At 58.8% G+C, this 20,424-nt stretch carries 15 protein-coding genes; 14 read left to right on the top strand and 1 reads right to left on the bottom strand.

The window, feature by feature from the left end; genetic code table 11:
* Positions 1–26: 26 nt before the first annotated feature.
* A complete protein-coding gene (locus tag JIF53_RS10920) occupies positions 27–1,883 on the bottom strand; it encodes a histidine kinase (protein ID WP_153740662.1) in 1,857 nt (618 codons plus the stop codon).
* Positions 1,884–2,065: 182 nt separating this feature from the next.
* On the opposite strand from JIF53_RS10920, the gene JIF53_RS10915 reads away from it, so the two are divergent.
* The 14 genes from JIF53_RS10915 (at position 2,066) to JIF53_RS10850 (ending at position 20,407) form a co-directional block, all read left to right on the top strand.
* Positions 2,066–3,325, top strand: a complete 1,260-nt coding sequence (locus JIF53_RS10915) for an MFS transporter (protein WP_022990853.1) — start codon at positions 2,066–2,068, stop codon at positions 3,323–3,325.
* A gap of 130 nt (positions 3,326–3,455) precedes the next feature.
* The gene (locus tag JIF53_RS10910) at positions 3,456–7,199 is read left to right on the top strand and encodes a nitrate reductase subunit alpha (RefSeq protein ID WP_199452481.1); all 3,744 of its coding nucleotides are present in this window, start codon (positions 3,456–3,458) and stop codon (positions 7,197–7,199) included.
* Positions 7,196–8,773 (top strand): nitrate reductase subunit beta, encoded by a 1,578-nt coding sequence (narH, locus tag JIF53_RS10905; protein WP_199452480.1) that lies wholly within the window; start codon positions 7,196–7,198, stop codon positions 8,771–8,773. Before JIF53_RS10910 ends, narH begins: the two co-directional genes overlap by 4 nt.
* Before the next feature lie 10 nt (positions 8,774–8,783).
* Entirely contained in the window at positions 8,784–9,524 is a 741-nt protein-coding gene (gene narJ, locus JIF53_RS10900) for a nitrate reductase molybdenum cofactor assembly chaperone (protein WP_183576818.1), read from the top strand.
* Positions 9,525–9,543: 19 nt separating this feature from the next.
* A complete protein-coding gene (gene narI, locus JIF53_RS10895) occupies positions 9,544–10,224 on the top strand; it encodes a respiratory nitrate reductase subunit gamma (RefSeq protein WP_011786525.1) in 681 nt (226 codons plus the stop codon).
* Positions 10,225–10,289: 65 nt separating this feature from the next.
* Positions 10,290–11,096: a peptidylprolyl isomerase gene (locus tag JIF53_RS10890; protein WP_199452479.1), complete on the top strand. Its 807-nt coding sequence runs from the start codon at positions 10,290–10,292 to the stop codon at positions 11,094–11,096.
* Positions 11,097–11,248: 152 nt separating this feature from the next.
* The gene (locus JIF53_RS10885) at positions 11,249–11,998 is read left to right on the top strand and encodes a Crp/Fnr family transcriptional regulator (RefSeq protein ID WP_014422450.1); all 750 of its coding nucleotides are present in this window, start codon (positions 11,249–11,251) and stop codon (positions 11,996–11,998) included.
* Positions 11,999–12,054: 56 nt separating this feature from the next.
* Positions 12,055–12,456, top strand: a complete 402-nt coding sequence (locus JIF53_RS10880; RefSeq protein WP_199452478.1) for a ribonucleotide reductase subunit alpha — start codon at positions 12,055–12,057, stop codon at positions 12,454–12,456.
* Positions 12,457–12,599: 143 nt separating this feature from the next.
* Positions 12,600–14,705 (top strand): transcriptional regulator NosR, encoded by a 2,106-nt coding sequence (gene nosR, locus JIF53_RS10875; protein WP_199452525.1) that lies wholly within the window; start codon positions 12,600–12,602, stop codon positions 14,703–14,705.
* An 82-nt stretch (positions 14,706–14,787) separates the two neighbouring features.
* On the top strand, positions 14,788–16,683 hold the full coding sequence (nosZ, locus tag JIF53_RS10870; protein WP_199452477.1) for a TAT-dependent nitrous-oxide reductase: 1,896 nt from the start codon (positions 14,788–14,790) through the stop codon (positions 16,681–16,683).
* A gap of 71 nt (positions 16,684–16,754) precedes the next feature.
* Positions 16,755–18,023: a nitrous oxide reductase family maturation protein NosD gene (locus JIF53_RS10865; RefSeq protein ID WP_199452476.1), complete on the top strand. Its 1,269-nt coding sequence runs from the start codon at positions 16,755–16,757 to the stop codon at positions 18,021–18,023.
* Positions 18,020–18,952 (top strand): ABC transporter ATP-binding protein, encoded by a 933-nt coding sequence (locus JIF53_RS10860; protein ID WP_199452475.1) that lies wholly within the window; start codon positions 18,020–18,022, stop codon positions 18,950–18,952. The genes JIF53_RS10865 and JIF53_RS10860 overlap by 4 nt, the downstream gene beginning before the upstream one ends.
* Positions 18,949–19,779, top strand: coding sequence for an ABC transporter permease (locus JIF53_RS10855; protein WP_011786517.1), 831 nt, complete (start codon positions 18,949–18,951; stop codon positions 19,777–19,779). The genes JIF53_RS10860 and JIF53_RS10855 overlap by 4 nt, the downstream gene beginning before the upstream one ends.
* 22 nt (positions 19,780–19,801) lie before the next feature.
* Entirely contained in the window at positions 19,802–20,407 is a 606-nt protein-coding gene (locus JIF53_RS10850) for a nitrous oxide reductase accessory protein NosL (protein ID WP_199452474.1), read from the top strand.
* Positions 20,408–20,424 lie beyond the last annotated feature (17 nt).

Genomic DNA, 20,424 nt, shown 5'->3' with positions numbered 1-20,424 from the left:
TTTCTCTCTTTTGTCCTGCGCTCGGCTCAGGCCGGCGTAGTTTCCGTTGGAATCAGGTTGCGGCTCTTGGGTACGAATGTTAGCGCGACTTCCACGCCGCCTTCATCCCTGTTTCGCACATTGACCTTGCCGCCGAGTGTGCGGGCACGGTCCTGCATGATAATCAGGCCATAGTGGTTCACGGGCTGGTCGCCACCCGGTAATCCCCTGCCATTGTCCTGTATGCTGGCCCGCACTTGTGGTGAATCGAACACTACTTTTACAGCTATGTCAGTGGCATCGGCGTGTTTGACGGCATTGGCCAGCCCTTCACGAATGATCTGCAGGGTGTGGATTTCCTCATTGGGCGACAGCGTCTGGGGCGGCAGGTTGTATTCAAACGCTACCGGTTTACCGAGGCGCTCTGAGAATTCGTCGATGGTTTTACGCAGGGCAGTCGCCAGATCAGGCGTATCCAGTTTCAGCCGGAAGGTGGCCAGTAGTTCCCGCAGCTGGCGGTAGGCGCTGTTCAGGCCAGTGCTCAGTTCATCCAGGATGTCATCGTGGATGGGCTTCTGCTCGCCATCAATGTTCAGCCGGCGCAGACGGGTCACCTGCATTTTCAGGTACGAGAGCGATTGTGCCAGGGAATCGTGTAGCTCCCGGGCAATCACCGTGCGTTCTTCTGCCAGCGTCAGCTGTTGTTCTTCGGTGATCTGTTTTTCCAGGAAAATGGCAGTTGCCAACTGGTCGGTCAGGGTCTCCAGCAGGCGGCGCGAGGTCTCCGGTAATCCTTTTTCAGCCGGATACCAGACCTCCAGTGTGCCCAGCAACTGCCCGGGAGTTCGGATTGGCAGCAACAGCCGCCGGCCATCATTATTTTCCAGCGGCATCTCATCATAGACCTCGGGGGTTACCAGACAGGCATTGCAATGGTGATCCCGGCAATAGAAGGGGCGTTTGGGTGTGGCAGTGGTAATGGCCTCCACCGGTTCTGCCGATTCCTTGTCATGCAGGAACAGGCGGATGGGACCGATGCCCAGCAACTGCTCCAGATCCTGCAGCATCGGGATGGCGCCACTGCACAGATCATGATTGGCGAACAGCCCTCGGCTGGCGGAGTGCATTACTTGCAGAGCCGCATGGCTGATTTCAAGTTCCTCGGTTTTCTGCCTGGCCCGGCTTTCAAGCTCGTAGTAGGTCAGCGCCAGTTCACTGGTCATCTGGTCAAAGGCCTGGCCCAGTTGTGCCAGCTCATCGGAGCCTTTGAGATCGGCTTTGTGGCTGAAATCCTGTTCGCCCACGGCGGTGGCAATGCCCACCAGTTTCCGCAGCGGCCGGAGAATGCGGTTTTTGAGGTCCAGAAACAGGGCGAGAACAATCAATACCGAGAACACCATGCTGATGATCTGGATAAGGTGCAGCAGGTCGATTCTGGCCTCGGTGCGTTGTTCCAGCATGGAGACCAAGCGATCCACTTCTACCGTGTAGCTCTCCACTGTCGTGATCATTTCGGCGGATAGAGGGGCGCCAGTCTGGTGGCTCTCCAGTGACGGCCTGAGCTGATTGGCCCAGCCGTATTCCACGGTTTTATATTGTTCGACGAGGGGATGATCATCGGTGCGGGGAATGGAACGGATGATGGCGGGATCCCTGAGCCTGTCCTCGTACTCCTCAATGCGTTGATCAAGGGTGTCAGTGTTTTCTACGGGATCTTCAGAGGCCGATCTTGCCGCCAGTTGGAATGCTCCCATACGCAGTGAACCGGCAAGGTTGATAGCAGTGGCATTGCCCTCAATGCTGTTGGACACAGCCAGAGTGGTGGCCATGCTGACAATGGCCGTCAGCACGATGGCGCCGATAACAACAGCCAGTCGATTTACTAGCGGGCTTCTGGAGGTCATGGATAGCTTCAAGGCTCGAGGGATGTGGATAGTGACAGGCAGCAAAATTATCGTGGAAAACGCGCCGTCGTGATACCTCCTTGAGGATAGTCAATTACCCCAATGGTTTATAACCCATCATAGCCTTTGACCCGTGTTCAGGCAAAAGTCGAGACTAAAGAATGGGATTCAGGGAGCGTGTAATGCAATCGGAACGGGATGAAGAGAGGTTAGCATCTCTGGCAGTAGTGTTGCCGTTGGCGCTGACCGGCTTTGTGGTGGCTGCCGGTTGCTGGACACTGTTTGCGGTTGCCGGCGTGCATCTCCGAGCCGACCTGGGTCTGAGCAGTTTGCAGTTTGGGGTTCTTCTGGCCATGCCCATGGCGGTCAGCGCCATACTTGCGATTCCGGCCGGGCTTGCGGCGCAGCGATATGGTGCCCGTGAAGTCATGCTGTTGTGTCTGTGCGGTCTTGCTGTGTGCATGGGGATACTGCTGCTGACAAACACCTACATTGGCTACCTTATTGCCGCCGCCGGACTGGGGCTGGCGGGCGGCTTCTACGGCGCCGGTCTGCAGTTTGTGGTCAGCCATTGCCAGCCCAGGCGGCTGGGTCTCGTGCTCGGGGTTTTTGGCTCCGGGGTAACCGGAGCGGGTTTCAACTATTATCTGGTGCCGCTGTTCCATGAGGCGTTCTCCTGGCAGGGCGTACCTCTGGCCTACCTCATTACCCTGCTTCTGGTGATCGCGCTGTTGATTATGCTGACCGACGCCACGGGTGAAGAAGACGAAAGCCGTGAACGATCAGCCAGAGAAATTCTCGGGGTGATCCGGCAGGGTCGGAATCTACCCCTGTGTTTGTATTTCGGTGTGGTTGCCGGCAGTTTCTTTGCGCTGGCGTTGTGGCTTCCGGATTTCCTCTCAGGCCAGTATGGTCTTACGCTGGATTCCGGGGCCCGCCTGGCGCAATGGTTTGTCATTCCCGGTGCGGTAGCTCAGGTGGCCGGCGGAGGCTTGTCCGATCATTTCGGTTCCGCCCGGGTTGCGACGCGGGCACTGGCGGGTTGTCTGATGGCACTCGTGGTGCTGTCTTATCCCCCCATGACTTTGTTCATTACCGGCGTGGAAGAGGAGCTGGTTGTGGAGTTCGCTCTGCCTGTTGTCCTTGAAAGCACGTTGGTCGTGATTCTGGGGGTGGCCATGGGCACTGCTATGGGGTCCCTTCAGCGTATGGTGATTCTGGCCAACCGACAGGAAGCGTCCCTGTTTGCCGGTGTATTGCTGGTCAGCGCCTGTGCCGTTGCGTTTGTCCTGCCAGTTGCGTTTGGTGGCTTGAACCTGTGGCTGGGCGTGCGTACGGCCGTATTCATGATTCTCTTCCTGTTGCTGAGTGTCAGCCTGCTGCTTTTCTCCCGACATGCCCGCAGAGAGGAGCGAAAGATGCTTCTCCAACCCGGGTTATAGGTCGCCTACCCACAGGGTGGTACACCCGGGTTATGTGGTAGTAACCACGCAGATTTCAGGGGTTTGATCCCACACAATGGTCTCCATTCGGAACAACGATCCGGCAAACGGGTTGATGGAGAGAGAGACCATGAGTCATTTGATCGACAAACTGAACTACTTCAGGAAGAAGCGCGAACCCTTCGCCAACGACCACGGCGAAACCCACGACGTGAGCCGGGACTGGGAAGACGGCTACCGTCAGCGCTGGCAGCACGACAAGATCGTGCGCTCCACCCACGGCGTCAACTGCACCGGCTCCTGCAGCTGGAAAATCTACGTCAAGAATGGCTTGGTCACCTGGGAAACCCAGCAGACCGATTACCCCCGCACCCGCCCGGATCTGCCCAACCACGAGCCCCGCGGTTGCCCCCGGGGCGCCAGCTACTCCTGGTACATGTACAGCGCCAACCGGCTCAAGTACCCGCTGATGCGCAAGCACCTGCTGAAGCTCTGGCGTCAGGCCAAGGCTCAGCACAGCGATCCGGTCGAGGCCTGGGCCTCGATTGTCGAAGACCCGAAGAAAACCGCCGAATACAAGCCCCGCCGGGGCATGGGCGGTTTCGTCCGTTCCAGTTGGGACGAAGTCAACGAGCTGATCGGTGCCGCCAACGTCTACACCGCCAAGAAAGTAGGTCCGGACCGCATCATCGGTTTCTCTCCGATTCCCGCCATGTCGATGGTGTCCTACGCCGCCGGCAGCCGCTACCTGTCGATGATCGGTGGCGTGTGCATGAGTTTCTACGACTGGTACTGCGACCTGCCGCCGGCATCGCCGCAGACCTGGGGTGAGCAGACCGACGTGCCCGAGTCCGCCGACTGGTACAACTCCGGCTACATCATTGCCTGGGGCTCCAACGTGCCCCAGACCCGGACTCCCGACGCTCACTTCTTCACCGAAGTCCGCTACAAGGGCACCAAGACCGTCGCCATCACTCCGGACTACGCCGAAGTCTCCAAACTGTCCGACGAGTGGCTGAATCCGAAGCAGGGCACCGACGCCGCCCTGGGCATGGCCATGGGCCACGTGATCCTGAAGGAATTCCACGTTGACAAGCCCAGCGACTACTTCACCGACTACGTGCGCCGGTACACCGACATGCCCTACCTGGTCATGCTCGAGCAGCGCGACGATGGCCGGTACGTGCCCGGCCGTTTCCTGCGTGCCAGCGACCTGGTCGACGGCCTTGGGGAAGAGAACAACCCCGAGTGGAAAACCATCGCCATCGACGGGGCCACCGGCGAGCTGACCGCGCCCAACGGCTCCATCGGTTACCGCTGGGGTGAGAAGGGCAAATGGAACCTGAAACAGCAGGCCAAAGGCAACGACGTCAACCTGCAGCTGTCGCTGGTCGAGAACCACGACGACGTGGTGGATGTGGCCTTCCCGTACTTTGGCGGCATTGAACACGACCACTACAACCACGTGGAAGTCAGCGACACCCTGACCCACAAGCTGGGTGCCCGCACCGTCAAACTGGCGGACGGTTCCGAAGGTCGGGTGGTAACCGTGTTCGACCTGATGGTGGCCAACTACGGCATCAGTCGGGGCCTGGGAGACGACGATGGCGCCACTTCCTACGATCAGGTCAAGCCTTACACCCCGGCCTGGCAGGAGAAGATCACCGGCGTCCCCGCCGAGAAGGTGATCCGCATCGCCCGCGAGTTCGCCGACAATGCGGACAAGACCAAGGGCCGCTCGATGGTGATTGTCGGTGCCGGTATGAACCACTGGTACCACATGGACATGAACTACCGGGGCCTGATCAACATGCTCATCATGTGTGGCTGCATTGGGCAGAGCGGCGGTGGCTGGAGCCACTACGTCGGCCAGGAGAAACTGCGCCCGCAGACCGGCTGGCAGCCGCTGGCGTTCGCGCTGGACTGGCAGCGTCCGCCCCGGCACATGAACTCCACCTCGTTCTTCTACGCCCACTCGGGTCAGTGGCGCTACGAGAAACTTGGCGTGGATGAGATCCTGTCGCCGCTGGCCGACAAGTCCAAGTTTGGTGGCAGCCTGATCGACTACAACGTGCGGGCCGAGCGCATGGGCTGGCTGCCGTCGGCACCGCAGCTCAACCGCAACCCGCTGACCATCGCCGCCGAGGCGGAAAAGGCCGGCATGGAGGTGGCGGAGTACGTCGCCAAGTCGCTGAAAGACGGCACCCTGGCGTTCGCCAGCGAAGACCCGGAAGCGCCCCAGAACCACCCGCGCAACATGTTCATCTGGCGTTCGAACCTGCTGGGTTCTTCCGGCAAGGGCCATGAGTACATGCTCAAGTACCTGCTGGGTACCAAGAGCGGCTTGCAGGGCAAGGATCTGGGCCAGGAAGGTGGCGCCAAACCGCAAGAGGTGAAGTGGCACGACCAGGCCCCGGAAGGCAAACTCGATCTGCTGGTGACGCTGGACTTCCGCATGTCCACCACCTGCCTGTATTCCGACATCGTGCTGCCGACGGCCACCTGGTACGAGAAAAACGACCTCAACACCTCGGACATGCACCCGTTCATCCACCCGCTGACCGCCGCCACCGACCCGGCCTGGGAAGCCCGCAGCGACTGGGAAATCTACAAAGGCATTGCCAAAGCCTTCTCCAAGGCGGCCGAAGGCCACCTGGGCGTGGAGAAGGACGTGGTGACCCTGCCGCTGCTGCACGACGCGCCGGCCGAACTGGGGCAGCCGTTTGACGTCAAGGACTGGAAGAAGGGCGAGTGCGACCTGATTCCGGGCAAGACCGCGCCCAACTTCATCACCGTCGAGCGCGACTACCCCAACACCTACGCCCGCTTCACCTCGCTTGGGCCGTTGATGGACAAGCTGGGCAACGGTGGCAAAGGCATCAACTGGAACACCGAGAAGGAAGTGAAGTTCCTCGGTGACCTGAACTACACCCACAGCGAGGGCGCCAACGCCGGCCGGCCGAAGATCGAATCCGCCATCGACGCGGCGGAAGTGATCCTCACCCTGGCGCCGGAAACCAACGGCCAGGTTGCGGTCAAGGCCTGGGCGGCGCTGTCCGACATCACCGGGCTGGATCACACCCACCTGGCGACCAACAAGGAAGAGGAAAAAATCCGCTTCCGGGACATCGTGGCGCAGCCGCGCAAGATCATCTCCAGCCCGACCTGGTCGGGCCTGGAAGACGAACACGTGTCCTACAACGCCGGCTACACCAACGTCCATGAGCTGATCCCCTGGCGCACCCTGACCGGTCGTCAGCAGTTCTACCAGGATCACGAGTGGATGCGGGCCTTCGGTGAAAGCCTGCTGGTATACCGCCCGCCGATCAACACCAAGGCGGCCGCGCCGATGCTCGGTGCCAAGCCCAACGGCAACCCGGAGAAGGCACTGAACTGGATCACGCCGCACCAGAAGTGGGGCATCCACAGCACCTACAGCGACAACCTGCTGATGCTGACTCTCTCTCGCGGTGGCCCGATTGTCTGGCTCAGTGAAGACGACGCCAAAGAGATCGGGGTGGCAGACAACGACTGGATCGAGCTGTTCAACGCCAACGGCGCTATCGCCGCCCGGGCGGTGGTGAGCCAGCGGGTGATGCCGGGCATGGTGATGATGTACCACGCCCAGGAGCGGATCGTGAACATTCCGGGCTCGGAAGTCACCGGCACCCGGGGCGGTATCCACAACTCGGTCACCCGGGTGTGCCCGAAACCGACCCACATGATCGGTGGCTATGCCCAGTACTCCTACGGCTTTAACTACTACGGCACCGTCGGTTCCAACCGCGACGAGTTCGTGGTGGTCCGCAAAATGAAGAACGTCGACTGGCTCGATGGCGAAGGCAACGACGATGTACAGGAGGCAGTGAAATGAAAATCCGTTCCCAAGTCGGCATGGTGCTGAACCTGGACAAGTGCATTGGTTGCCACACCTGTTCCGTCACCTGTAAGAACGTCTGGACCAGCCGGGAAGGCATGGAGTACGCCTGGTTCAACAACGTCGAAACCAAGCCCGGTATTGGTTACCCGAAAGAGTGGGAGAACCAGGACAAGTGGAAGGGCGGCTGGATGCGCGACAGCAACGGCAAGATCCGCCCGCGCATCGGCGGTCGTTTCCGGGTGCTGGCGAACATCTTCGCCAACCCGGACCTGCCCGAAATCGACGACTACTACGAGCCGTTCGACTTCGACTACCAGCACCTGCACACCGCCGGCGACAGCAAGCACCAGCCCATTGCCCGGCCACGCTCGCTGATCTCCGGCCAGCGCATGAAGAAGATCGAATGGGGTCCGAACTGGGAAGAAATCCTGGGCACCGAGTTTGCCAAACGTCGCAAGGACAAGAACTTTGACCAGGTGCAGGCGGATATCTACGGCCAGTTCGAAAACACCTTCATGATGTACCTGCCGCGCCTGTGCGAGCACTGCCTGAACCCGGCGTGTGTTGCCAGCTGCCCGAGCGGTGCCATCTACAAGCGGGAAGAAGACGGCATTGTTCTGATCGACCAGGACAAGTGCCGCGGCTGGCGGATGTGTGTCTCCGGCTGCCCGTACAAGAAGATCTACTTCAACTGGAAAACCGGCAAATCCGAGAAGTGCATCTTCTGCTATCCGCGTATCGAAGCCGGCATGCCCACCGTGTGCTCCGAGACCTGCGTAGGCCGGATCCGCTACCTGGGTGTGCTGCTGTATGACGCAGACCGCATCGAAGAAGTAGCCAGCACCCCGGGCGAGCACGAGCTGTACGAGAAGCAGCTGGAAATCTTCCTGGACCCGTTCGACCCGAAAGTGATCGAACAGGCGAAGAAAGACGGCATCCCGATGAACGTCATCGAAGCTGCCCAGCAGAGTCCGGTCTACAAGATGGCGGTGGACTGGAAGCTGGCCCTGCCGCTGCACCCGGAATACCGCACCCTGCCGATGGTCTGGTACGTGCCGCCCCTGAGCCCGATCCAGTCTGCGGCAGAAGCCGGCAAGGTTGAGTTCGACGGCGTACTGCCGAAGATCGAGAGCCTGCGGATCCCGGTCAAGTACCTGGCGAACCTGCTGACCGCCGGTGATGAGAAGCCCATCGTACTGGCCCTGAAGCGGATCATGGCCATGCGTTTATACAAGCGCGCCGAAACCGTGGAAGGCAAGGAAGACCTGCGAGCCCTGGAAGCGTGTGGTCTGACCAAGGCCCAGGCCGATGAGATGTACCGCTACCTGGCCATCGCCAACTACGAAGACCGTTTCGTGATTCCCACCAGTCATCGTGAGCTGGCCAAGGAAGCCTTCCCGGATGCGACCGCTTATGGCGAGCGCGGCGGTTGTGGCTTCAGCTTCGGCGATGGCTGCAACGGTGGTGACAGCGATTTCAGCCTGTTCGGCGGCAAGAAGCAGACCACCAGCATGGTCAGCAAGCTGGCGACCGTGAAGCAGGTTGACCCGAAGCAGCTGCAGGACTGAGGAGGCCGCGATGCAACTTTTGAAAGTACTGGCGCGGGTACTGGAGTACCCCACCGAAGAACTGCAGCAATCCAAAGACGCCCTGGTCGCCGCTGTCCTGGAGGACAGCCGGCTGCCGCGGCAAAACAAGGAACAACTGCTGACCTGTATTGATCGCCTTTGCGATGGTGACCTGATGGATCTTCAGGAAGCCTACGTGGGCACCTTCGACCGGGGCAGGGCCACCTCCCTGCTGCTGTTCGAGCACGTGCATGGCGAATCCCGCGACCGCGGCCAGGCCATGGTCGACCTGATGGAGCAATACCGGGCCAACGGCCTGGAAATTGATGCCAAAGAACTGCCGGATTACCTGCCGCTGTTCCTGGAATACCTCTCCACCCGCCCCTGGGAGGAAATCCTGAACTGGCTGGAGGATATTCACCACATTCTGGGGTTGCTTGGAGAGCGCCTGTACCAGCGTGAAAGCCTCTACCACGTTGCGATGGATTCCCTGCTGGTGTTGTCCGGCCGCAAGGCCGACCGCCAGGAACTGGCGCAGCTCGTTGCCTCGGAAGAGCGCGACGACACCCCCGAAGCACTGGACAAGGTCTGGGAAGAGGAAATGGTGAAATTTGTGGATGACCAGGGCAGCTCCTGTGGCACCGGTGGCGTGGTTGGACAGCGCCGCCGCGAACTGGAACAGACCCAGACCATTCACCTGAGTGATCAGCTGATGACGGACGCAACGCCCCGTCCGGCAGGGCGCGCCTGAGGCGCAGGAGGAAAAGACAATGTCCTATATCAACACACTCTTGTTCGGAATCTATCCCTACATCGCCCTGCTGGTACTGTTTGTCGGTACCTGGGCGCGTTATGACCATGGCCAGTTCACCTGGAAAGCCCATTCCAGCCAGATGCTGCGCAAGAAAAACATGGTGATGGCCAGCGTGCTGTTCCACGTCGGCGTACTGGTGATCTTCTTCGGCCACCTGGTGGGTCTGCTTACTCCGCACTGGGCCTACGAGTGGATCATCACTCCGGGGCAGAAACAGGTGATGGCGATCCTGGTGGGCGGTATCGCCGGCGTCATGGCCATCATCGGTGGCGGCATGCTCGCCTGGCGTCGTATGACCGACCCGCGGGTTCAGGCCAGCAGCACCTTCGCTGACAACATGATCATCATCATTCTGGTGGTTCAGCTGGTCCTCGGGATGCTCACCATCCTGCCCACCATGGGCCACCTCGACGGCAGCACTATGCTCAAATTCTCCGCCTGGGCCCAGGGCGTGTTCACCCTGGAAGGATCTGGCATCGCCGCCTACATTGCCGACGTGCACTGGATCTACAAGGCCCACATCTTCCTGGGCCTGACCATCTTCGTACTCTTCCCGTTCACCCGACTGGTGCACATGCTTAGCGTGCCAGTGGAGTATTTCGGGCGGAAGTACCAGGTGGTTCGCAAGCGCGCCTGAACGGATACAGCCACCCTCTCTTTCCGGGAGGGTGGCTGGCAAACTGATTGACGGAGAGTCGCACCATGCAACTGATCCCAACCGGCGAAGCCGGCAAACCCAGAAACCAGTTCCCGCCGGTCTATGTGGGTGAGACTCTCATCCACGAAGACGACATCGCCCGGGAAATGCAGCACCATCCCGCGGAAGAGCTGGCGGAAGCCTGGCACGAAGCAGCCAGAAGCCTTGCCATCCGTGAATTGTTACTGCAACAGGCCAGCCGCCTGAACCTGGACAGCATCGTAGACGAAGAAGACCGGATAGCCCGGGTGCTGGAACTCGAGCTCAAAGTGCCAGACCCGAGCGAACAGGACTGCGAACGCTTCTACGCCGCCAATCCCGGCCGCTTCTGCAGCCCTACCATCATGGCCGTTAGCCACATATTGCTGGCTGCCGCTCCGGATGATATTGAAGAGCGCATGCGTCAGGAAGAAGCTGGCCGACAGCTGCTGTCTGCCCTCCTGGACGGCCGCTCGCAGTTCAACGAATTGGCTAAACAATATTCCGCCTGCGAATCCCGGCACCAGGGCGGCAGCCTCGGCCAGATCAGCAAAGGCCAGACCGTCGAAGAATTCGAACGCCCGGTCCTGAGCCTGAACGAAGGCCTCCATCCCGAGCTGATCGAAAGCCGCTATGGCTGGCACATCGTTCGAGTAGACCAGCGAATCAACGGCGAACTGCTGCCTTATGAACATGTAAAACCCCAGATTCGCCAGTACCTGAGCGAAAGCGTGACCCGCCGGGCATTCCGGCAATATCTCCAGGTGTTGGCTGCGGAAACCGGTGTGGAGGGCGTCGATCTGGAGCTGCCGGATTCACCCTTGATGCAGTGACTGCTTGGTTAGCAAAGCGAATAATTGAGCTAAGTCAATTACCCAGGAATAACCGCAAGGATACCCCCATCGGGGGAGCGATTTTTCATCAGTATCCTTCTAGTATTTAAAATAAGATTTTGAATGCATGAATATGCAGAGAGGGTACAACCATGGCCATGACACAAACTGCTGAACAGCGATATACCAAGCCGGTGCTTGTCGCCATCAACAAACCACTTGATGAAGAAGACAGCCTGGAAGCGCTTCGCAGCCATGCCCTGTTCTGCAATCTGCGCCCGAAAGACCTCGATAGTCTGATCCAGCAATCGCGCCGGCTGAGACTCGGTCACCACCAGCTGCTCTACCGTCAGGATATGCCGGCTCATCACTTCTTCTTTGTGATTTCAGGCCGTCTGCGTCTGTATCGCCTGGATTCCTCCGGCGTAGACCGAACCCTTGACAGTATTGCACCCGGGGACTGTTTTGCCGAAGTCATGATTTATGCCAATCCGCCCAGGTATGCATGCTACGCAGAGGCCCTGAAGTCCAGCGAAGTGCTCATGATCCCGGTTAAAGCTTATCGGGAATTGCTGGATCGGAATCCCGAGTATGCCCAGGCGGCCCTGAGCCACTACGCCATGCGTGCGGTGTCCAGATTCCACGATCTTGAGATCATGACTGTCCAGAATGCCCGGGATCGTTTGATTCGTTACCTCATTGATTTGCTGCCGAACGGCGCGGAGGAAGGTGGCGAAGTCGAGTTGCCGTTGCCCAAATGCCTGGTGGCTTCACGCCTGGCCATGCAGCCCGAGACTTTCTCCAGAATACTGGCAGATCTCAAATCCAATGGTTTGATCAGAGTGAATCGCAGCAAGCTCTTTATTTCCGACCCTCAGCGGCTGATCGCGATCAGCCAATAGCCTCCCCGGGCCTCAGGGTCCGGTTTTTTTAAAGCCTCGAATAGCAGGGGATAGACATGATCAGCAGTTACCAGGACCTTGTTCAAGCTAGCAGGAAAGAACCGGAGCCCCAGCGCTTCCTGTTTGTATTCTGCAAGGCGGAGCTGCCAGACGACGCCTCGGCTGCCGAACGCGCGGCCTTTGAACGAGGCGAGGGTGGGGCGCTGACACCGGTGATCTGTGTCGATAAAACCCCCGATGAAGCGCCGTATTTTGACCTGCTGGCGGAGGAATCTCGGACCACGGGTCAGGATTGGGACATGGTCTTTGTTGCGGCCATGTCCGGCCGTGGCGGCATTGCACCTTCCAGCGACGAAGCCCAGCAACCCATGACCATGATGGTGGAGAGCATCCGCATGGGCCATTTGGGTAACTACCTGCCACTCAACCGCTCGGGTGAGGCAATCAGTCTGGGGTAAGCCTTGGCTGATTGCCGGTACCACGGCCTATTCCTATAGAGGTATTTGATTTTCCTCAAATTTGAACCACCCTTGCTGTAGTCCATTGGATCCTGGGAGTTGTAGTGACAAACGTAATCCGCTCTGCGCTGTCTGTATTGTTGATGTTCGCAGCCGCTCTGGTATGCGCCCAGCCTGTCTCAGAATACAGCCCCCCCGCCGGGCGCCAGGTCATCGAAAAAGCCTTTCCGAACGCCACAGAACTCCAGCCCATGGACGGCAATCGTGCCGTTCAGGAAGTGTATGCAGGTGACGAACTTATAGGCTACGCCTACCAGTCCCTGGATTTTGTCCAGACCCCCGCCTATTCCGGCAAGCCCCTGAACGCCATGGTGGTACTTGACACCACTGGCGAAATTCGCGCCGCGAAAGTCATACATCATGATGAACCGATCCTGCTGGTGGGTATTCCCGAGAGCAAGATGCATGAGTTCACCGACCAGTACACCGGTCTGAAAGCCGACCAGCGGGTGACCGTTGGTGGCACGTCTACCGAGCGCAAGGTGGCGGTGGATGGCCTGTCCGGTGCCACGGTCACCGTGATGGTCATCAACGAAGTCATCATGCGTACCGCCCACCGTGTGGGGGTTGAAATCGGCCTGATTGAAGGTGGCGAAAGCAACCGGCCGCCCATGGCCAACGTGAACATGGAACAGTTTCAGGAAAAGTCCTGGCAGGAGTTGACCGGTGATGGTTCCATTCGCCGTCTGATGCTGACCAAAGGGCAGGTCGACGACTCGTTTGTGGGCACCCCCGCCGAGGGTATCGAAACCGCAGACGCGGACGAACGCGATGACATCCTGATCGAGCTCTATGCTGCTCATCTGGATGCGCCGACCATTGGCCGCAACCTTCTGGGTGAAAATCAATACCAGTGGCTGATGTCTGAACTCCAGGACGGGGAACATGCCATCGCGGTGATGGCCAACGGTGAATACTCCTTTAAAGGTTCCGGCTACGTACGGGGCGGGATTTTTGACCGGGTGCAGATCCGCCAGTTTGGCGACACCTTCAACTTCCGGGATCTCGATTTCCACCGGCTCAGCGATGTCTACGCCGGGGGCATGCCCGAGTTTTCGGAAATGGCGATCTTTATTGTGCGCCAGCAGTACAACTTCGACCCTGGCGCGCCCTGGACGCTGGAACTGACGGTCAAGCGCCAGACCGGTCCGCTGGACAGTGAATTCCAGGTGTTCCCTCTGGAGTACCAGTTACCAGACCAGTACTACACCCGCCCGGAACCGGTTCTGACCGAGGAAGAGTGGCTTGAAACCCAGCCGCTGTGGATTCAGGTGTGGTACCAGAAGCAGTTCCAGATTACCGTGCTGGGGCTTGGTATCGCTGTGCTGCTGTTCATCCTGTTCTTCCAGGACTGGCTGGTACAGAAGCCGAAGATGATGCGCTGGATTCGCCACGGCTTCCTGACATACACCCTGTTCTTCATTGGCTGGTACGCCCTGGGTCAGCTTTCCATTGTGAACGTGCTGACCTTCGTGAACAGCCTGATCAGCGGTTTCAAATGGGAAACCTTCCTGATCGACCCGATCATGTTTGTGCTCTGGGCCGTGGTGGCCGGCATCGTCCTGCTCTGGGGACGGGCGGTGTATTGCGGCTGGCTGTGCCCATTCGGGGCCCTGCAGGAGTTGATCAACGAAATCGCCCGTAAATTGAAGGTACCTCAGTACACCGTGCCTTTTGCCTGGCACGAGCGCCTTTGGGCTATCAAGTACATCATTCTACTGGTGCTGTTTGGTATCTCCCTGGAATCCATGGCCACCGCCGAGCGCATGGCGGAAGTGGAGCCGTTCAAGACCGCCATAACCCTGCACTTTGACCGCACCTGGCCATTCGTGACCTACGCCGTGCTGTTGCTGGTGGTCAATATCTTCACCCGCAAGGTGTACTGCCGCTACCTGTGCCCGCTGGGTGCCGCCCTGGCGTTGCCCACCAAACTGCGGGTGTTTGACTGGCTCAAACGTCGCAAGGAATGCGGTAACCCCTGCCGTCTCTGCGACAAGGAATGCGAAGTCCAGGCTATCCATCCGGATGGACACATCAACTACATGGAATGTCACTACTGCCTGGATTGTCAGATGACCTATTTCGATGACCACAAGTGCCCGCCGCTGATCGTGAAGCGCCGTGGTAAGCGCCGTGGTCATAACGCACCCGGCCACCCTGAGGAAATTCCGGTGGTGCAGGTGAACTGAGTAGTCCCGAGGAGCCAACCATAAGGCCCCGGAAAGCCATGAGAAGCAATAACCGCCATAACCAATAACGGAGTTGGATGCTATGAAAAAAAGAGATGATCTGACCAAGGACACGCCGGAGGTTTCCGAAGGTGGTCTGAGCCGTCGTCGCTTTATGGGTGCGGCTGCGCTGGCAGGTGTCGCTGGTGCAACCGGTCTGGGCACCTCGGTCATGTCCCGTGAGACCTGGGCTGCGGCTGCTGAAGAAGCCCGCAACAAGGCTCACATCGCCCCGGGCGAACTGGATGAGTACTACGGTTTCTGGAGTGGTGGTCACCAGGGCGAAGTGCGCGTGCTGGGTGTGCCCTCCATGCGTGAACTGATGCGTATTCCGGTGTTCAACGTGGATTCCGCAACCGGCTGGGGCATTACCAACGAAAGTAAGGAAATCCTGGGCGGTGACCAGCAGTACCTGAATGGCGACTGCCACCACCCCCACGTTTCCATGACTGATGGTCGCTACGATGGCAAGTACCTGTTCATCAACGACAAGGCCAACACCCGGGTTGCGCGTATCCGTCTGGACATCATGAAGACGGACAAGATTACCCACATTCCGAACGTACAGGCCATCCACGGTCTGCGCCTGCAGAAAGTACCCAAGACCAACTACGTGTTCTGTAATGCCGAGTTCGTCATCCCGCAGCCCAACGACGGCACGGATTTCAGCCTGGAGAACAGCTACACCATGTTCACCGCCATCGACGCGGAAACCATGGATGTGGCCTGGCAGGTCATCGTTGACGGTAACCTGGATAACACCGATGCCGACTACACCGGCAAGTATGCTGCTTCTACCTGCTACAACTCAGAGCGTGCAGTAGACCTTGCGGGCACCATGCGCAACGACCGCGACTGGGTGGTTGTATTCAATGTGGAGCGCATTGCTGCAGCGGTAAAAGCTGGTAACTTCAAGACCATCGGCGATTCGAAGGTGCCGGTTGTCGACGGCCGCGGAAAATCCGAGTTCACCCGCTATATTCCGGTGCCGAAGAACCCGCACGGTCTGAACACCTCTCCGGATGGCAAGTACTTCATTGCCAACGGCAAGCTGTCACCAACAGTATCCGTGATTGCCATTGATAAACTGGACGACCTGTTCGAAGACAAGATCGAACTGCGGGACACCATCGTTGCCGAGCCGGAGCTGGGTCTCGGGCCCCTGCACACTACCTTCGACGGCCGCGGCAATGCTTATACCACGCTGTTTATCGACAGCCAGGTGTGCAAATGGAACATTGCCGATGCCATCAAGCACTATAATGGCGACAAGGTGAACTACATCCGCCAGAAGCTGGACGTACAGTATCAGCCGGGCCATAACCACGCTTCGCTGACCGAATCCCGCGATGCCGATGGCAAATGGCTGGTGGTTCTGTCCAAGTTCTCCAAGGACCGTTTCCTGCCGGTTGGCCCGCTCCATCCGGAGAACGACCAGCTGATCGATATTTCCGGCGAGGAAATGAAACTGGTTCACGATGGCCCTACCTATGCCGAGCCGCACGACTGTATCCTGGTACGTCGTGACCAGATCAAGACCAAGAAGATCTACGAGCGCAACGACCCGTACTTCGCCAGCTGTCGTGCCCAGGCTGAGAAGGACGGTGTGACTCTGGAATCCGACAACAAGGTGATCCGTGACGGCAACAAGGTGCGTGTTTACATGACCTCCGTTGCGCCGCAGTACGGTATGACCGAGTTCAAGGTGAAGGAAGGTGACGAGGTAACCGTATATGTCACTAACCTGGATATGGTTGAGGATGTGACCCACGGTTTCTGTATGGTAAACCATGGCGTGAGCATGGAGATCAGTCCGCAGCAGACCGCTTCCGTGACCTTTACGGCAGGTAAACCAGGGGTTTACTGGTACTACTGCAACTGGTTCTGTCATGCCCTCCATATGGAGATGGGCGGGCGGATGCTGGTTGAGAAAGCCTGATCGTATAGGCGCTGATCAGGGGCCCCGCTTTCGGGGCTCCTGATTGCTTATCACTATCTCGAGATCTATTGATGTATCAAACTTTGCGTTATGGAGTGGCCCTGTCAGTCGCTCTGTTTGCGCTGACCGCCACGGCGGATCTTCAACAGGATCTGGACGCTCTTGAGCCGGGTTCTTCGTTCCAGCTTCCCCCGGAAACATTGTCGCCGCTGGCTGTCAGGGTGCCGGGCGTTACTGTGGCCTGCGCACCGGAAACGGTGATTGATGGCGGCGGGCAGGGCAATGCGGTGGAGATTCTTGCGGAAAAAGTCACCTTTACCGGTTGCCAGGTACGCAACTGGGGCAAGGATCTGAACCAGCTGGATGCGGGCATATTCGTCGCCCGGGAGGCCGAGGGTGCGGTGGTCAGCAACAATCGGTTGCAGGGGCCTGCATTCGGGGTTTGGCTGGATGCAACGCCCAATGTGACCGTAAGCAACAACCATATTCGGGGTGATGTCAGCCTGCGGTCCCAGGATCGGGGCAACGGTATTCACCTGTTCAATACCACGGGTGCGCTGATTGAAGGCAACGATATCAGCCAGACCCGCGATGCCATTTACATAGAGACCGCGAACCGAAATACCATTCGCGGCAATGTGATGAGTGACCTCCGGTACGGCATTCATTACATGTATTCGATGCATAACCTGTTGGAAAACAACGTCACGCGGGGTACGCGTACCGGGTATGCGTTGATGCAGAGCAAGTACCTGAAGGTATTCAATAATCGTTCCGAGAATGACGAGAACTACGGCATTCTGATGAACTTCATCACCAACTCCGAGTTGCGCAATAACGTGGTCACCGGAGTGTCCCAGGGTCAGAGTGCCGGAGTGATCATTTCCGGTGCCGAGGGTAAAGCGGTGTTTATCTACAACTCGCTGTACAACACCTTCGAAGGCAATTATTTCGGCCACAGCAATATCGGTATTCATCTCACTGCGGGTTCCGAGGAAAACCAGGTGTTCAACAACGCCTTTGTGGAAAACCAGCGCCAGGTGAAGTATGTGGCCACCCGCACCCAGTCCTGGGCCGAGGATGGCAAGGGCAACTACTGGAGTGATTATCTGGGCTGGGATCGAAATCAGGACGGCCTGGGTGATGTGCCCTATGAGCCGAACGACAACGTCGATCGGCTGCTGTGGAAATATCCGGAGGCCAAGGTACTGATGTTCAGCCCGGCGGTGGATACCCTGCGTTGGGTGCAGGATGCTTTCCCGGTAGTGAAGTCTGCCGGAGTGAGCGACCCCCACCCCTTGATGCGAATTCCCGACCACCTGCAATCGGAGATCCGATGAACTGTTTTCGACTGGAGAACGTCAGCCACCGTTACGACAAGGCCACGGTGCTGCACGGGGTAGATCTTCGGCTGGAGCCGGGGGAAATTCTGGGCCTGTTCGGCCACAACGGCGCGGGTAAAACCACCTCGATCAAGCTTATCCTGGGCCTGATGCAGCCCACCGAGGGCAAGGTTTCCGTGCTGGAAGGCTCGGCTGGCGATCCCCAGGTAACCCAGCACATCGGCTACCTGCCGGAGAACGTGATGTTCTACCCGCAGCTGACCGGCCGGGAGATTCTCAGCCACTTTGCCCGCCTCAAAGGCGCACCGCTGAAGCAGGTGCCTGAACTGTTGGAGCAAGTGGGCCTGGGAGACGCCATGGACGCCCGCACCAAAACCTATTCCAAAGGCATGCGTCAGCGTCTTGGCCTGGCTCAGGCCCTGCTCGGCAAGCCCAGGCTGTTGATGCTGGATGAACCCACCGTCGGCCTGGACCCGGTTGCAACGGCGGATCTGTACCGTTTGCTGCGCCAGCTTCGGGATGAGGGGGCCGGAATCGTGCTCTGTTCGCATGTACTGCCGGGGGTCGAACCTTACATCGATCGCGCGGCGATTCTGACCGAAGGCGCCCTGAAAGCGTCTGGAGACCTGCCGTCGCTGCGGCGACAGGCGAACATGCCGGTCACCCTGACCCTGCAGCCTGCCACGAGCCTGTCGGCGTTGGAAAAAGCCATTGACCAGGCCGAGCAGCGTGCCGGATTGATGATGAAAAGTGAAAACGGGCGATTGCGGGTAGACGTGAGACCCCAGGAGAAAATGGAACTGATCAAGACCCTGATGGCCTCCGGCGAAGTGGCAGACCTGGGCATCCATCAACCCAGCCTCGAAGACATCTACGTGCACTTTATCGGCTCGGGTGGTCTGGCTCACCGGGGAGGAAACCAATGAACGCCATCTGGACCATCGCCCGTAAGGAACTGAGCGACAGCTTCCGCAACCGCTGGCTGGTTGCCATCTCCCTGGTGTTCGCCACCCTGGCACTGGGCATCGCCTGGTTCGGTGCCGCCGCCTCCGGGCAGGTTGGCTACGCCTCCACACCCGCGACCATTGCCAGCCTGGCCAGCCTGGGTATCTTCCTGATTCCGCTCATAGCGTTGCTGTTGGCATACGACGCCATCGTGGGGGAAGAAGAGGGCGGCACCCTGTTGCTGCTGATGACCTACCCCCTCAGTAAAAGCCAGTTACTGCTGGGTAAATTCCTCGGCCACGGCCTGACCCTGGCGCTGGCCACCATCATCGGCTTCGGTGTGGCTGGTATTGCCATTGCCGTGTTGGTGGAAGATGTTGCCATTGCCGCCCTGGCAGTGGCCATGGGGCGTTTTGTGGGCTCCACGGTTTTGCTGGGCTGGGGCTTTATCGCACTGGCCTACCTGGTGAGTGTCCGGGTCAGCGAGAAACCGGTCGCTGCCGGACTGGCCCTGGCCATCTGGTTCTTCTTTGTACTGATCTTCGACCTGATGCTGCTGGGCACCCTGGTGGCCAGCGAAGGCAAACTGAATCCCGAACTGCTGCCCTGGCTGCTGATGCTCAACCCCACTGACATCTACCGCTTGCTCAACATCGTTGCCTTCGGCGACAGCGGTCAACTCAGCGGCGTACTCAGCCTGGGTACAGACCTGCCCATCGGCGCGGCGGGCCTCTGGCTGGGCCTGATCCTGTGGTGTGCCATACCCCTGGCCGGCGCACTGTTACTGTTCAAAAACCGACGAATCTGACCCTGACCGGAGACATACAAACATGGCAAACCCAGCAACCAAATGGCTCATCGCTGCTTTCACAGCCACTCTCCTGGCCGGCTGCTCCGGAGATGAACCCGAGATCGTTGAAAAACCCGACCCGGTACACTTTGAATCCGGCGACGAATGCCATGTCTGCGGCATGGTCATCACCAACTTCCCGGGCCCAAAAGGCCAGGCCTTTACCGAGCGAGAACAGAACATCCGGAAATTCTGCTCCACCAAAGACATGTTCGCCTGGTTCCTGCAGCCGGAAAACGAAAACCGGGATCACACCCTCTATGTCCACAACATGGCCGAAAGCCACTGGGACAGCCCGGATGACACCCACCTGATCGACGCCCGCGAGGCCTTCTACGTGGTCGGCTCAAACCTCAACGGTGCCATGGGCCCAACCCTGGCCTCGTTCGCCAACAAAACCGACGCCACAGACTTCGCGGCCGAGCATGGCGGCAACGTACTGGCGTTTGCCGACGTCACGCTGGAGCATCTGAATAATGGTATGACGATGCACGATATGAGCGGGATGGATGATATGGCTGGTATGCACGATGCAGATGAAGCTGGTATGGCTGATGATCACAGTAGCCATGGCGCGGGCCATTGAAGTGGCTACCCTAAAAC

The sequence above is a fragment of the Marinobacter sp. bablab_jr008 genome (assembly GCF_016464145.1).
Lineage (GTDB): Bacteria > Pseudomonadota > Gammaproteobacteria > Pseudomonadales > Oleiphilaceae > Marinobacter > Marinobacter nauticus.
This window is presented reverse-complemented; position numbering and strand designations above follow the sequence as displayed.

What these genes read in the sequence shown, in the direction of transcription:
- JIF53_RS10880 (WP_199452478.1), top strand. Translation starts at nt 12,055, where the DNA reads ATGATCAGCAGTTACCAGGACCTTGTTCAAGCTAGCAGGAAAGAACCG.
- JIF53_RS10855 (WP_011786517.1), top strand. Translation starts at nt 18,949, where the DNA reads ATGAACGCCATCTGGACCATCGCCCGTAAGGAACTGAGCGACAGCTTC.
- JIF53_RS10850 (WP_199452474.1), top strand. Translation starts at nt 19,802, where the DNA reads ATGGCAAACCCAGCAACCAAATGGCTCATCGCTGCTTTCACAGCCACT.
- nosZ (WP_199452477.1), top strand. Translation starts at nt 14,788, where the DNA reads ATGAAAAAAAGAGATGATCTGACCAAGGACACGCCGGAGGTTTCCGAA.
- JIF53_RS10860 (WP_199452475.1), top strand. Translation starts at nt 18,020, where the DNA reads ATGAACTGTTTTCGACTGGAGAACGTCAGCCACCGTTACGACAAGGCC.
- narJ (WP_183576818.1), top strand. Translation starts at nt 8,784, where the DNA reads ATGCAACTTTTGAAAGTACTGGCGCGGGTACTGGAGTACCCCACCGAA.
- JIF53_RS10865 (WP_199452476.1), top strand. Translation starts at nt 16,755, where the DNA reads ATGTATCAAACTTTGCGTTATGGAGTGGCCCTGTCAGTCGCTCTGTTT.
- narH (WP_199452480.1), top strand. Translation starts at nt 7,196, where the DNA reads ATGAAAATCCGTTCCCAAGTCGGCATGGTGCTGAACCTGGACAAGTGC.
- JIF53_RS10910 (WP_199452481.1), top strand. Translation starts at nt 3,456, where the DNA reads ATGAGTCATTTGATCGACAAACTGAACTACTTCAGGAAGAAGCGCGAA.
- nosR (WP_199452525.1), top strand. Translation starts at nt 12,600, where the DNA reads ATGTTCGCAGCCGCTCTGGTATGCGCCCAGCCTGTCTCAGAATACAGC.
- JIF53_RS10920 (WP_153740662.1), bottom strand. Translation starts at nt 1,883, where the DNA reads ATGACCTCCAGAAGCCCGCTAGTAAATCGACTGGCTGTTGTTATCGGC.
- narI (WP_011786525.1), top strand. Translation starts at nt 9,544, where the DNA reads ATGTCCTATATCAACACACTCTTGTTCGGAATCTATCCCTACATCGCC.
- JIF53_RS10915 (WP_022990853.1), top strand. Translation starts at nt 2,066, where the DNA reads ATGCAATCGGAACGGGATGAAGAGAGGTTAGCATCTCTGGCAGTAGTG.
- JIF53_RS10885 (WP_014422450.1), top strand. Translation starts at nt 11,249, where the DNA reads ATGGCCATGACACAAACTGCTGAACAGCGATATACCAAGCCGGTGCTT.
- JIF53_RS10890 (WP_199452479.1), top strand. Translation starts at nt 10,290, where the DNA reads ATGCAACTGATCCCAACCGGCGAAGCCGGCAAACCCAGAAACCAGTTC.